Source organism: Thioalkalivibrio sp. ALE17, assembly GCF_000425605.1.
Classification (GTDB): domain Bacteria; phylum Pseudomonadota; class Gammaproteobacteria; order Ectothiorhodospirales; family Ectothiorhodospiraceae; genus Thioalkalivibrio.
In genome coordinates this window covers 100,369-113,382 of sequence record NZ_AUDT01000009.1, presented here as the reverse complement: position 1 = coordinate 113,382, position 13,014 = coordinate 100,369, and the positions used below count along the sequence as shown (strand labels likewise).

11 protein-coding genes are annotated in these 13,014 nt (G+C 67.8%); 1 reads left to right on the top strand and 10 read right to left on the bottom strand.

Going from position 1 to position 13,014, the window contains the following annotated elements; translation table 11 throughout:
* The first annotated feature begins 81 nt into the window (after window positions 1–81).
* Window positions 82–1,461, top strand: coding sequence for a hypothetical protein (locus H609_RS0108340; RefSeq protein WP_018881342.1), 1,380 nt, complete (start codon window positions 82–84; stop codon window positions 1,459–1,461).
* A 49-nt stretch (window positions 1,462–1,510) separates the two neighbouring features.
* Here H609_RS0108340 and H609_RS0108335 read toward each other — a convergent pair whose 3' ends face one another.
* From H609_RS0108335 to H609_RS0108290, 10 genes are all read right to left on the bottom strand, one after another.
* The gene (locus H609_RS0108335) at window positions 1,511–2,494 is read right to left on the bottom strand and encodes a GGDEF domain-containing protein (RefSeq protein WP_018881810.1); all 984 of its coding nucleotides are present in this window, start codon (window positions 2,492–2,494) and stop codon (window positions 1,511–1,513) included.
* Between the two features lie 47 nt (window positions 2,495–2,541).
* The gene (locus H609_RS0108330; protein WP_028484723.1) at window positions 2,542–3,006 is read right to left on the bottom strand and encodes a DsrE family protein; all 465 of its coding nucleotides are present in this window, start codon (window positions 3,004–3,006) and stop codon (window positions 2,542–2,544) included.
* A gap of 44 nt (window positions 3,007–3,050) precedes the next feature.
* Window positions 3,051–5,411, bottom strand: coding sequence for a bifunctional diguanylate cyclase/phosphodiesterase (locus tag H609_RS0108325; RefSeq protein ID WP_196800897.1), 2,361 nt, complete (start codon window positions 5,409–5,411; stop codon window positions 3,051–3,053).
* 67 nt (window positions 5,412–5,478) lie between these two features.
* Window positions 5,479–5,907 (bottom strand): rhodanese-like domain-containing protein, encoded by a 429-nt coding sequence (locus H609_RS0108320; protein ID WP_018867471.1) that lies wholly within the window; start codon window positions 5,905–5,907, stop codon window positions 5,479–5,481.
* A gap of 232 nt (window positions 5,908–6,139) precedes the next feature.
* A complete protein-coding gene (locus H609_RS0108315) occupies window positions 6,140–6,343 on the bottom strand; it encodes a cold-shock protein (RefSeq protein ID WP_018140642.1) in 204 nt (67 codons plus the stop codon).
* A gap of 367 nt (window positions 6,344–6,710) precedes the next feature.
* Window positions 6,711–8,627: a M48 family metalloprotease gene (locus H609_RS0108310; protein WP_018867472.1), complete on the bottom strand. Its 1,917-nt coding sequence runs from the start codon at window positions 8,625–8,627 to the stop codon at window positions 6,711–6,713.
* Between the two features lie 144 nt (window positions 8,628–8,771).
* On the bottom strand, window positions 8,772–10,160 hold the full coding sequence (gene pmbA, locus H609_RS0108305; protein ID WP_026280355.1) for a metalloprotease PmbA: 1,389 nt from the start codon (window positions 10,158–10,160) through the stop codon (window positions 8,772–8,774).
* Between the two features lie 108 nt (window positions 10,161–10,268).
* Window positions 10,269–10,532, bottom strand: coding sequence for a hypothetical protein (locus tag H609_RS0108300; RefSeq protein ID WP_018867474.1), 264 nt, complete (start codon window positions 10,530–10,532; stop codon window positions 10,269–10,271).
* Window positions 10,533–10,589: 57 nt separating this feature from the next.
* The gene (gene tldD / locus H609_RS0108295; protein WP_018867475.1) at window positions 10,590–12,032 is read right to left on the bottom strand and encodes a metalloprotease TldD; all 1,443 of its coding nucleotides are present in this window, start codon (window positions 12,030–12,032) and stop codon (window positions 10,590–10,592) included.
* A gap of 134 nt (window positions 12,033–12,166) precedes the next feature.
* Window positions 12,167–12,997: a carbon-nitrogen hydrolase family protein gene (locus tag H609_RS0108290; RefSeq protein WP_018867476.1), complete on the bottom strand. Its 831-nt coding sequence runs from the start codon at window positions 12,995–12,997 to the stop codon at window positions 12,167–12,169.
* Between the last annotated feature and the right edge of the window lie 17 nt (window positions 12,998–13,014).

Below are 13,014 nucleotides of genomic sequence, written 5' to 3'. Positions count from 1 at the left end.
TGGGTTGCGAGGGCGGTTCGCCTCGCATTCCCGCTTCGGAGAAGCTAGCTTCTTGGGTTCACATCAAGACAAGGACGCCACATGGTCGCGAAACCCGACTACGTCGAGGGCGGCGAAACTGCTCGCCTGATCCCGGTCGCCGCAGACTCCAATCGCGAGGTACGCGCTGCATCTGTCGTTCTTGCCGCAATGCGTGGCGTCTTCGAATTCAGACAGACAATGCTCCACTCGCTCAATGTGCGGGTGGGCAATCGCGCCGATCTGGGCGCCTGGACCGAAGTAACATTCAAGGAGGAACGCAAGGGAAAGCAACGGAGAAGCAAAAATGATCGGCCCGATGGGCTGATCGTGCTGGACACTGGGCGCAAGAAATGGACTGCCCTGATAGAGGCGAAGATCGGCAACGCCGAAATCGGCGAAGAGCAATTAACCGCCTATCTCGAACAGGCCAGGGCACATAAGATCGATGCGGTAATCACCATAACCAATCAGTTTGTGGCCGAGCCTTCCCATCACCCCGTCAAACTCCCGAAGACCCAGACACGCAACATCGAGCTCTACCACTGGTCGTGGATGTACCTGTTGACCCAAGCCACACTTCTACTGGAGGGCAACGAGGTCGGGTCGTCCGACCAGCACTTCCTGCTTGAGGAAGTGGTCCGCTACCTCGGGCATGAGTCCAGCGGCATCAGCCGCTTCGACAGCATGAACCGTGAGTGGAAGGAGGTCGTCTCCAAAGTCAAAAGTGGTGCCACACTCAATAAGAACAGCGAAGAGGTCGAGAACACCGTCTCCAGCTGGCATCAGGAACAGCGCGACCTGAGCCTGGTAATGAGTCGGAAACTTTCACAACCGGTTCGGCTGCGTCTTTCCCGCGCGCATCGCACCGACCCAAAGAAACGTCTCAAAGACGATTCAGAGATACTTGCCAGCAAGCACATCCTGGAGTGCGAACTCGAAATCCCGAACGCAGCGGCAGAACTGCGTGTCACGGCCGACTTGGCCAAACGTGTGATTGTCTGTTGCATGAAAGTCGGGGCCCCGCAAGACAAGAAACGCACCAGTGCGCGCGTCAACTGGCTCCGCCGTCAGCTCACTGGTATCGATACCACGGGACTATTCGTGAAGGCCATCCGGCCCGGCCGCGCCGAATCCACTCAAGCGCCTTTGGCCGACGTCCTGGAAGACGCCGATGCGCTGGAACCAGGCAACACGGATGTCGTACCGACTGCCTTTGAAATCTTCTACATGTCCGACCTGGCGTCACGATTCTCTGGCAGCAAAGTCTTCATCGAAGAATTGGAGCGAGCCGTCCCCCACTTCTACGAACAGGCTGGGCAACGTCTCCGCGCCTGGGTTCCTCCACCACCAAAAATCAAAAGAGGGGACCCAGCGTCTGCTCTGTCTTCTGAAGAAAGCGCACCAGAAAACGACGAAGGGCATGACAACGCAGCATCTTAAGAACCCAATCCCCGGGTCGTAACCAACCACAGTCGCGAGGTGAGTGGCTTTACTCCGCCTTGCGGGCGCGCTTGGCCGCGAGGACCTCGGCGTCGGCGCGTTGTACGAGCATCTCGAGCTGCGTATCGGCGGCCTCGAAACCGGCGCCCCCCAGGCTCAGGGCCACGCCCGCGTCCTCCTGCACCTGAGTACGCAGGCGCTCGCCCATCTGGCGCGCGGCCGCGAGGGGCGTATCGGGGAGGAGCAGCACGAACTCATCCCCGCCATAGCGGGCAAACAGGTCATTCGCGCGCAGGGTCGTCTGCACGCTCGCCGCTACCTTTCTCAACACGGCGTCGCCCGCCGCGTGACCGTCCTGGTCGTTGATGCTCTTGAAGCCGTCGAGGTCGAACATGAGCAGGGACAAGGCGCCACCATGCCGTCGCGCGCGTTCCATCTCGCGCTCGGCCCCCGCCTGGAAATGCCGGCGGTTGCCCACCCCCGTAAGGGTATCGCTCGAGGCGAGCGCCTCCAGTTGCCGGTTCGCCTCCTGGAGCTGCTGGTTCACCGCGTTCAGGGCCCGTGTGCGCTCGTCGACCACGGCCTCGAGGTCGCGGTTGTAGCGCTCCAGGCTTGCGCGCGCCAGCCGCAGCTCGGTGACATTCTGGGAGACCCCGAACAGGTGCGTGATGGTCCCGTTCGGGTCGTGTACGGGCACCAGCAGGGTCAGCCAGTGCCCCTCGCGTTCCTGGCCACGGGCATCGTGAAAGGTTGCGTGTTCCTCGTAGCGCAGAGGGGCATCCTGGCGCAGACACTCGCGGTAGTGCGCCACCACCTCCTCCGCGACCGACCAGGGCAGGAAGTCGTGCAGGCGCTTGCCGCTGCAGTCCTGCCCAAACAGTTCCGTCATCTTCGGGTTGGCCGCCTCGACCAGGAAGTCCGGCCCCTCGACCCGGATCAGGAACATGTTCTCCGGGAAGTGCTCCCAGATCTCCACCAGCAGGCCCGCCTGCTCGATGGCTTCCAGAAATCCCGGTTGCTGGCGGTCCGTCATGCGTTCGATCCCTCTGGGTCCGGGTTGCGTGCCCGGCAGCCCCGGGCTCAGCGCATGTAACCGTAGCCGTCCTGTTGCTGCAAGCGCACGATCTCGGCATCGGCCATCGGGACCACGCTGGCGAAGCCGTGGAAGTCCTCCGGTCCATAGCCACGGCGGGCGGCGCCGGCCTGGCAGATTCGGTACTCGATGACGCCATTCAGCGTGAGCCCGCGGGCGCGGGTCATCAGGGTTTCATGTTCGGCAAAGTGTTCACGCGCGAACAGGTCCAGTGCGTCCCCGTGGATGACCAGCACGATGTGACTGTCGAACGGATCGTCACCCGTCATGCGGCTCAGGTAGGCAGCGTGATCCAGCACGTCCTCCAGGGCCTCCGGGGTACCGGCCGTCACATCATAGACGGCCTTCAGGCCCGCATAGTCCTGCTCCACCGGCGCGGCGCTTCCCCAGGGTGCCGGGGTCTCCTCCGCGTACACCAGGGCGCCCGGAACGGTCAGGAGCCCAATCCACAATCCGGCGAGCACCAGTGCCCGCCACCTGCCCTGCCGTATCCGGATCATTCTCGCTCTCCCCTGGTGTCAGTCGGCCCGTGACCGGCGGCGTCGGTTGCGGCCGCAACCAGCGCCTCGAAATCGGCCACCGGCATCGCGTGGTGGTACAGATAGCCCTGGAAACGATGGCAGCCGTGGCGCACCAGGAAGTCCCGCTGGGCCTCGTTCTCGACCCCCTCCGCGATCAGGCTGAGCCCCATGTTGTGGGCAATGGCGGCGATGGTCGCGACGATATTGGCATCATCCGCATCGTGCTCGATGTCCTGCACGAACGAGCGGTCGATCTTCAGGACGTCCAGCGGCAGTCGCTTGAGGTAGCCGAGGGACGAATAGCCGGTCCCGAAGTCGTCCAGTGCCAGGGCGACGCCCCGGGCCCGCAAGGCCTCCAGGTTGGCAATCAGGGGCTGCGAGGCATCCGCCATCACGCTCTCGGTAACCTCGATATGCAGCCGCTGCGCGGCGGCCCCGGTCTCGTCCAGGATGGCGGTCACCTCCTCCATGAGGCGGGGCTGGCGCAAATGATGCGGGGACAGGTTCACCGAGATCGGCAGCCTGTCCAGGACCGGGCGCCCCTGCCAGGCCCGCAGGGTGTGGCAGGCCTGCTGCAGCGCCAGGCGCCCGACCTCGAGGATCTGGCCGGTGTGTTCGGCCACGGGGATGAATTCACCGGGCGAGATCCAGCTGCCATCGGGCTGCGGCCAGCGCATCAGGGCCTCCGCCCCGAGGATCCGCCCCTCCGGGTCGACCTGGGGCTGCAGGTGGATCACCAGTTCCTCGCCCTGCAGGGCCCGGCGCAGCTTGCGCTCGAGTTCCGCCTCGCGCAGCAGCGTGCGCTGCATGGCGGGATCATAGAAGCGCACCCCGTTGCGCCCATGCTGCTTGGCCTGGTACATCGCGAAATCGGCCTGCTTGAGCAGCTCCTCCGGGGTGTCAAAGCCACGCGGGAACAGCGTGATACCGATGCTCCCGGACATCACGTGCTCGATATCGTCGATGCGCACCGGCTCGCGCATGGCCTTCAGCAACTCGCCCGCGATGCGCTGGGCGTCCGCGCCGGCCTGCGAGCGATCCGGGCTCAGCTCCTCCAGCAGAGCCACGAATTCGTCCCCGCCCAGGCGGGCCACGATATCCTGATCGCGCAGGCGCGCGGTAAACCGCTGCGCGAGGGCCTGCAGCAGGCGGTCGCCGGCGGAATGGCCGCAGGTGTCGTTGAGCGTCTTGAAGTTGTCCAGGTCGATCAGCAGCAGTGCCGCGTGGCGCCGGGTGCGATTGACCGTGTGGATGGCGTGCTCCAGGTGCTCCAGCAGCAGCCGCCGGTTCGGCAGGTCGGTGAGGGCATCACGAAAGGCCAGCCGGGCATTCTCTTCCTCGATCTCCACGATATGCCCCAGGCGGCCGGCCATGGTCCGGGTCACCTCCTGCAGGCGGGCGATCTCGGCCACGCGCGAGTCGGCTTGCAGATCGGTCTGGAAGTCCCCGTGCCCGATCCGGTCCAGCGTATCCATGGCCCGCCGCATCGGGCGCAGGGTGCGCCCCAGCCACAGGTACAGCCCGCCGGCAATCAGCACGAGCATCCCGAAGGCGGCGACGTAGGTCGTGGCATTGATCAGGTTCTGGGTCGCCACCGATTCGGTCAGATCCCGCGCCAGGACCACCGTGGCCGTCGCCTCTTCGCCACCAAACGGGACCAGCGGCAGGTAGACCAGCTGGGAATGCCGGCCATCTGCGTCAACGCGGCTGGCCGCCGCCTGCTGGTGCAGTCGCTCGCCCGGCGCGAGCGCCATCAGGAACGGCGCGGTCAGCGCCAGCGGCCCGCGCTCGTCCAGCAGCGCGGCGCGTCCCCCGCTGGCTTCGGCCATGGACTCGAGCGCGGAGGTCGACAGGTCGCGCAACTGCACGACTGCACCGATCGGATTGCCCCCCCGATACACCGGGATCGCCAGCCCGGCATAGACCCGCTCCCCGGGTACATGATGCAGCCCCTCGTGGAAGCGCCCGTCCTCCAGCGCCGCGCGCGCCAGCGGGACGCGTTCGCCGTGGTTGTCCGCGGAGTCGTAGCGCACGCCCCCCTGGGCATCGACGACCACGATCCGGTCCGCGATACCCCCGGCGCGCAGCCGGTTGTACAGGGGGTCGGCATAGGTCCGGATGCCGGCATCGTCGCGCAGCGCGCCGATCAGCGCCTCGTTGCGGGTCACGGCCGTCGCCTCGGCGCGCATCCACTGCCATTCGTTCGCCAGCGTCTGGCGCCAGGCGGCCGACTGGCCCTCCACGCCCAGCCGGTCCAGGCGCTGCTCGGCCTGACCCACGGCGAGATGAGTGCCGGTGGCCAGCGTCACGCCCAGCACCAGGAGCCCGGCGAACATGACCCCGGCCAGGATCGTCTGGAGCCGGATTCGCCGCCCGGTGGGTGCGCCTGCAGACACCACGCGATTATTCAAACGGATAGCCCGAACGGATCCACTCCGGGAAGCCGCCGGGGAAGTAGTAGAGGTTCGTAAAGCCCCATTCCAGGGCGCGGCGGGTGGCCGCCTCGGTACGCCAGCAGTCCCGCTCGTTGCAGTACATCACCACCGGTGCGTCGACATCGCCGATGAAGTCCAGCAGGTTCTCGCGGGTAAAGCGATTCCGCTCGTCGTCCCGGTCCCGCATGATGGTCAGATTGCGCGCCTCGGGCACCCGCCCCGCCTCGTAGTCCGCACGCAACCGGGTGTCGACAAACGGCACCCCCGCGCGGAACAGCGCCCAGGCCTCGGCGGCCTCGATGGTCTGACTGCCCGGGATCATCTCCGGCGCGCGGTAGGGCCCCTGGGCCGCCGCCTGCTGCGCGAATAACAGCAGGCACAGGACCACCAGCCCCACCCGGACGAGCGATCCGCGGCGGGGCCGGAAAAGGGCCTGGTGAAATACAGCATTCATGCGCGAACGGTAGCACGGTCCGCGTCCCGAACCACGCGAAAATGCGGCCGTTTCGGGGCAGATCCGTGCAGGCACGGCCCGCATCAGCCCTCCCCCGCGCACCCGGCCCCACACGAAAAAGCCCCGCACAAGGCGGGGCTCTTCAACAACCTGGCGCTTGCGCGCCGGGGTTGTCTTACTGCGCTTCGACGTTCGCGGCAGCCGGACCCTTCTGGCCCTGCTCGACGTCGAACGAGACGCTCTGGCCTTCGGCCAGGGACTTGAAGCCACTACCCTGGATGGCGCTGTGATGGACGAACACGTCCTTGGAGCCATCGGTCGGGGTAATAAAGCCAAAGCCTTTTTCGTCGGAGAACCACTTCACTGTACCTGTAGCCATTTCGGTTACCTCTGTTTTGTACGTACTGGATTGGGATTTCGAGGGGGGAGAGACTGGAGGGCAACCGAACGACGGTGAAGATTGATCGTGATTCTCTGCGGCCCCAACCGGGACCGGAACTGCGAATCTGAACGCCCCTTGCGGGGTGTCGCCTGGTGCTGCATGGAGCCTGTTACCGTTACCTCGCGGCCATTGTCCGCCCAAACCGCGGTGCATTGATAGTGTTTTTTCGGGTTTTCTCGGGCGCCGACCCGAAACCCCTTTGGGATCCGTGACTTGCCAGCGAATTTATTTTTCGGTTCGCACACGGGCCAGACCGTCCCCGCGGCAACCGAGCGCAAAACCCGCGATTCTGCCGGCATCGCGTTCAGACGCCGCCCTCGCCGGTCGGCTGGGATCCAGCCCAATCGTCCACGGCCAGCGGCAACGGGACATGCAGCGCGGCCGCCATCACCCGCATCAGTTCGACCTCGGCGGTCACCACCTGCCCGCCATGGCTCGCGGTGGTAACCATGGCCTGGATCAGCTGGTCCTTGTCGCGCATGCGCAGGCCATCCAGTTGCTCCAGCACACGGTCCAGCACACTGGCCCAGGCGCGGGCCCCGGAGGGACCGGTCAGGGCCTCTGGAAGCTCGACTGTCAGCGGCAGGGCGCCGGTCAGGACACCCACGCCGGCCGTCAGCGCCGCGCGCGCCGCGGCCGGATCCGCCGCGTGACCGTGATGGGCAAGCACCGCCAGCAGGAAATGCGCGCCCTCCTGGTGGTCCTCCAGGGCAGCGTGGCGCGGCCGGGACGCGGCGGCCGGGTCCTGAATGTCCCCGAGCTGCCGGTCAAGAAGACGCCCCAGCGCGTATTCGAAGACCGCCACTCGCCCGTCGGCATGGATCAGGCGATCGACCAGGGACCGCAGGCGTGCCCTGTCGTCCGCGTCCAGGCGCCGCAGGGCCGGGAATCCGAGCTCCAGCAAGGGCAGGCGCAGATCGTCCCGCAGCTCGGGTTCCGCTGTCTGCAGGCGACGCACGGCCTCCTGGAGGTCACCACCCAGCGCCTCGCCGATCACCGCCAGCTGCCGTTCGCGTACCTCCGGGTCCGGGTTCAGGAGCAGATACAGCACCACCTCGATCGCCCGCGCCTCCGAGCGCGCGGCCCAGGCCAGCGGCCCCGGGATGGCGGCCAGCAGCATCCCCGCCCCCAGGATGTGGGTCAGGGCCGGATGGCCACCCAGGGCGTCCTCCACGGCCTCCGCCCCGGGCAGACGCCCCTCGCGCTCGCGCTGCATGCCATCCACCGCGCGCTCGCGCGCCCGTTCGCGCACGCGGGCATTGAGCCGCTCGCGCAGGCCCTTGAGCTCCTCCGGATCGAATTGCGGCTGCAGGATGCGTACGCGCTCCAGCAGCGGCGGATGGGTCTCGAAGAGCTGCCCGATCGCGTCGCTGGCAAACAGCATATGGGTGATCTCCTCGGTATTGCCGTTGAGACCGGCATAGCGCGCCGCCACCTTCTTCAGGGCGCCGGCCAGGCCGTCCGGCTCGCGGGTAAACTGCACCGCGTGGGCATCCGCCAGGTATTCGCGCTGGCGCGAGATGCCCGCGCGGATCCAGCGCGCCAGCGCCAACCCCGCATAGCCGACCACGATCAGCGTGACACTGAGCACCCCGACCCCGGTATCCGCGACATCCCCCTTGTGGCGGCGGCGCCGGCGTGCCAGCCCGCCCTGGCCCAGCAGCGCCAGGACCTCGATGCCGTAGAGGATGCCGATCAGGCGCATGTTGAGGCGCATGTCGCCATTGAGGATATGTCCGAACTCGTGCGCGACCACCCCCTTCAGCTCGGCCCGCTCCAGGCTGTCCAGGGCGCCGCGGGTGACCGCGATCACCGCGTCATTCGGGGCAAACCCGGCCGCGAAGGCGTTGATGCCCAGGTCCTGTTCCAGCACGTAGACCTCGGGCACCGGCATCCCGGAGGCAATCGCCATCTCCTCGACCACGTTGCGCAGCCGCTGCCACTGGGGGTCGGCGGGGTTGCCCGCGATGCGCACGCCGCCCATCTCCTGCGCGATCAGGCCGCCACCCCCGGCCCGCAGCTGCCAGGCCCGGTACAGGCTCGCGAGCACGATCAGCCCCGCCGTGATCCCCATGGTCCAGGCGATCGCCGCACCGCTGCCGCCCAGGAGCCAGACCGCAATGCCCAGCACTCCGACAACCGCCAGCACCGCCAGGGCGAACAGAACCAGCAACCAGCGGGTCCTGCGCTGCACCTGGTCCTGCTGTTCGAAAAAGTTCATGGCTGTCCCTCGCCCGCGCAAGGCCGCCGCCTCGAGGGATCGGGCGGTCACGGCCATGCAGCCACACGACGAGCGTAGCAGCGTGGAGGGTACCGGGGAATGCGCCGCGCACGCCCACTGCCGGGCGCGCGCCGCGAGGGCGGCTCAGTCGCCGGCGACGGTCATCGACTCGATCAGGATGGAGCCGGTGTGGATGTTGCCGCGGCGGTCGACATCGGTGCCCACGGCCGCCATGCGCCGGAACATGTCCTTCAGGTTACCGGCGATGGTGATCTCCTCCACCGGGTACTGCAGCTCGCCGTTCTCGACCCAGAACCCGGCAGCCCCGCGGGAGTAGTCGCCGGTCACCATGTTCACGCCCTGCCCGATCAGCTCGGTCACCAGGAAGCCGGTACCCATCTCGGACAGCAGGGCGTCAAAGTCCTTGTCCCCCGGGGCCACGGTCACATTGCGCGCGCCACCGGCGTTGCCGGTGGTCTCCAGCCCCAGCCGACGCGCAGCGTAACTGTCCAGGGTATAGCTCTGCAGGACGCCATCGGCGATCAGCGGCCGGTTGCGGGTGCGCACCCCCTCGCCGTCGAAGGGTGCGCTGCCCAGCGCGCGCGGGGTCAGCGGGCGTTCCTCGATCTGCATCCAGGCGGGGAACACGGTCTCGCCCACGGCATTCAACAGGAACGAACTTTCGCGGTACTGGGCCGGCCCGGAGATCGCGCGGGTGAAGCTGCCGATCAGGGTGCGCGCCATCTCTGGCGCGAACAGCACCGGGCAGGTGCGGGTGGAGAGCTTGCGCCCGCCCAGCCGGCGCACGGTGCGCTCGGCCGCCTCGCGCCCGATCGCCTCGGCGGCGGTCAGGTCGCCCGCGTGGCGGGCCACGGTGTAGGCATAGTCGCGCTGCATGCCGGCCGCGTCGCGCGCCACCAGGGCGCAGGACAGCGAGTGCCGGGTGCTGCGATATCCCCCCATGAAGCCCTGGCTGTCGCCGAGAAAGGCCATGGCGCGCCGCGTACTGACGCTGGCGCCCTCGGAGTTCTCGATCCGGTCGTCGGCCGCGAAGCCCGCGGCCTCGATCGCGCGGGCCAGTTCGGTCGCCTCAGTGGCGCTGCAGCCCCAGGGGTGGTCAAGGTCGAGGTCCTCCCAGTCGCTCGCCTTGAACGCGGGGTCCGGCATCCCGGCATACGGATCCGGCTCGGTGTAGCGGGCGATGCGGCAGGCGGCCTCGACGGTGTCGATCAGGGCCTGGTCGCTGAAGTCCGTGGTGGAGGCCGCCCCCTTGGACTGGCCGAAGTAGACGATCAGCGACAGGCTCTGGTCGCGCTCGTGCTCCAGGCTCTCGATCTCCCCCTTGCGCACACCCAGCTCCAGCCCGACGCTGTGGCTGACCACCGCCTGGGCGTCCGAGGCCCCGCGCTCGCGCGCCGCCTCCAGCGTGCGCTGGACCCGTGCCTGGAGGGATTCCGGCGAATGGGACAGGGCCTGGACCTCGCCGTCCTGGGACAGGGATTCCGGGCTCACGCGTTCGGGAGATGTACTCATGCAGGGTTCCGCTATAAAGGGACGAGTCGGGGATATCCGTCAGGGATACAGAAACAGGGAAGCGGCCCCGGGCCATTCAGCCCGGAACCGCATGCGGTGCCGGGCGATCTAGTCGACCCGGGCGCCGTGCTTGTGGACCGCGCCGGCGTTGCCCCAGCGCTCAAGGTCGTCGACATGCACGCCGACCCAGTACAGCATGCCGACGCTGTCCCGGGTCCAGCCGCCGACCAGGTCCTGGCCCTCGCCCAGCTCGACGTGGTGGGCAAACTGCTCGGCCTTGTCGCGCGCGCGGAACACATGCCACTGCACGATCTGGTCGTGGCCATGCCCTTCCGGCAGGGAACGTTCCTGTTCGAGGAAATCGAGATTCATCTGTTGCCTCCTTGTCCTTGTCGCCGTTTCGACGCCGATTCTCCGGTCCCGCAGCGCTCACGCCGCCTGGGTACCGCCCACGGTCATGCCATCGATCCGCAGCGTGGGCTGACCCACGCCAACCGGCACGCCCTGGCCCTCCTTGCCGCAGGTCCCGATACCGGAATCGAGCTTCATGTCGTTGCCGATCATCGATACCCGCGTCAGCACATCCGGGCCATTCCCGATCAGGGTCGCACCCTTGACCGGGTACGTCACCTTGCCCTTCTCCACCCGATAGGCCTCGGAGGCGGAGAACACGAACTTGCCGGAGGTGATGTCCACCTGGCCGCCGCCGAAATTGACTGCGTACAGGCCGTCGTCCACCGAGGCCAGGATCTCCTCCGGGTCGGCGTCGCCGCCGAGCATGTAGGTATTGGTCATGCGCGGCATCGGCAGCCGGGCATAGGACTCGCGGCGGCCGTTGCCGGTGGAGCGCGTGCCCATCAGGCGGGCGTTCATCTCGTCCTGCATGTAGCCGCGCAGTACGCCGTCTTCGATGAGCACGGTCTGCTGGGTGGGGTTGCCCTCGTCGTCGACGTTCAGCGAGCCGCGCCGCCCCTCCAGGGTGCCGTCATCGACGATGGTGATGCCCTTCGCCGCGACCTGCTCGCCGACGCGTCCGGAGAACGCCGAGGTGCCCTTGCGGTTGAAGTCGCCCTCCAGCCCGTGGCCGATCGCCTCGTGCAGCAGCACGCCCGGCCAGCCGGGGCCGAGCACCACCTTCATGGTCCCGGCCGGGGCCTCGCGCGCCTCCAGGTTGACCAGCGCCTGGCGCACGGCCTCGCGGGCATAGCCGGCGGCCCGGTCCGACTCGCGGAAGTACTGGTAGCCGAAACGTCCGCCGCCGCCCGAGGTCCCGGATTCGCGACGCCCTCCCTGTTCGACGATGACCTGCACGTTCAGGCGCACCAGCGGGCGCACGTCGGTCGTCAGCTCGCCGCGGGCGTTGAGCACCAGCACGACCTCGTGCACCCCGGCCAGGGAACACATCACCTGGGTGACGCGCGAATCCTCGGCGCGGGCCACGGCATCCACCTCCTTCAGGAGGTCGATCTTGGTCTGTTCGTCCAGCGAATCCAGCGGGTTGTCGGGGGCGTACAGCGCCGGGCGCGACGGCGACCGCGAGGCCACAGCGATGCGCCCGCTCTGACCGGCGCTCGCGATGCTGCGCGCGGTCTTCGCGGCCTCCAGCATGGCCGGCATCGCGATGTCGTCAGAGTAGGCAAACCCGGTCTGCTCGCCACGCACCACGCGGATGCCGACCCCGCGCTCGATATTGAAGCTGGCGGACTTCACGATGCCATCCTCCAGCGACCACCCCTCCTGGCTGGCGAACTGGAAGTAGCAGTCGCCCCCATCGATGCCGTGACCGAAGGTGGTACCCAGAAGGGTGCTCAGCTCGCTGTCGCCGAGACCGGCGGGGTCGAGCAGGGTCTGTTGCGCAAGACGGTCGATCATGCAGTCCTCTCGGGTTCGGAGATCGGCTGCCCCGCCGCACTTGCAGGCGGGGCAGCACTTGTCGGTTCAGTATGGAGCTTGGGGCACCGCCCGCGCTTTCAAGCGCGCCGGCGTTGCGGGTTTATGTCGCCGGATCAGGTGGTCCCGGGGCACGGCAGGCGGCGATGCTCCACGGCCGGGAAGCTGTTGCGGATGCGCGCGGCCTGGGCCCGGTCCAGATCGGCCAGCAGCACGCCCGGGTTGCGCTGGAGCTGGCCGACGATCCGGCCCCACGGATCCACCAGGGCGCTGTGGCCATAGGTTTCGCGGCCGTTCACATGGAACCCGCCCTGGGCCGCCGACAGCATGTAGCACTGGTTCTCGATGGCGCGCGCCCGCAGCAGCACGTCCCAGTGCGCCTGCCCTGTCTGCGCCGTGAAGGCCGCCGGCAGGGCGACCCATTCCGCCCCCTGATCCAGCAGGGCCCGGAACAGCTCGGGGAAGCGCAGGTCGTAGCAGATCGCCAGGCCCATGCGGCCGGCCGGCGTATCCACGACCACCACCTGGTCGCCGCGCTCGAAGACCTTCGATTCGGTATAGGCCTCGCTGCTGTCCGGCAGGCGCACGTCGAACAGGTGGATCTTGTCGTAGCGCGCCACCTGCTGCCCCTGATCGTCGAACACCAGGCAGGCGGACCGCACCCGGTCGCCGCCCGCGGTCTGCAGCGGGATGGTCCCGCCGACGATCCAAAGCCCGAGGCGCCGAGCCTGCTCGGCGAGAAAGGCCTGCAGCGGACCGGCACCGTCGGCGACCTCGGCGATGCCGAGCACATCGGTCTCCTGCATGCCCATGAAGGCGAAGTTCTCCGGCAACACCGCCAGGCGCGCGCCCTTGTCGGCCGCCTCCTGCAGCAGTCGCTTGGCCTCCAGGAGGTTCGCCTGGGGCTGGGGTCCGGAGGCCATCTGGATGGCCGCTACCTGAGTCATGTTGCTCCGCTTGTCCG

What these genes read in the sequence shown, in the direction of transcription:
- H609_RS0108340 (WP_018881342.1), top strand. Translation starts at nt 82, where the DNA reads ATGGTCGCGAAACCCGACTACGTCGAGGGCGGCGAAACTGCTCGCCTG.
- H609_RS0108335 (WP_018881810.1), bottom strand. Translation starts at nt 2,494, where the DNA reads ATGACGGACCGCCAGCAACCGGGATTTCTGGAAGCCATCGAGCAGGCG.
- H609_RS0108325 (WP_196800897.1), bottom strand. Translation starts at nt 5,411, where the DNA reads ATGTTCGCCGGGCTCCTGGTGCTGGGCGTGACGCTGGCCACCGGCACT.
- H609_RS0108315 (WP_018140642.1), bottom strand. Translation starts at nt 6,343, where the DNA reads ATGGCTACAGGTACAGTGAAGTGGTTCTCCGACGAAAAAGGCTTTGGC.
- H609_RS0108310 (WP_018867472.1), bottom strand. Translation starts at nt 8,627, where the DNA reads ATGAACTTTTTCGAACAGCAGGACCAGGTGCAGCGCAGGACCCGCTGG.
- pmbA (WP_026280355.1), bottom strand. Translation starts at nt 10,160, where the DNA reads ATGAGTACATCTCCCGAACGCGTGAGCCCGGAATCCCTGTCCCAGGAC.
- H609_RS0108300 (WP_018867474.1), bottom strand. Translation starts at nt 10,532, where the DNA reads ATGAATCTCGATTTCCTCGAACAGGAACGTTCCCTGCCGGAAGGGCAT.
- tldD (WP_018867475.1), bottom strand. Translation starts at nt 12,032, where the DNA reads ATGATCGACCGTCTTGCGCAACAGACCCTGCTCGACCCCGCCGGTCTC.
- H609_RS0108290 (WP_018867476.1), bottom strand. Translation starts at nt 12,997, where the DNA reads ATGACTCAGGTAGCGGCCATCCAGATGGCCTCCGGACCCCAGCCCCAG.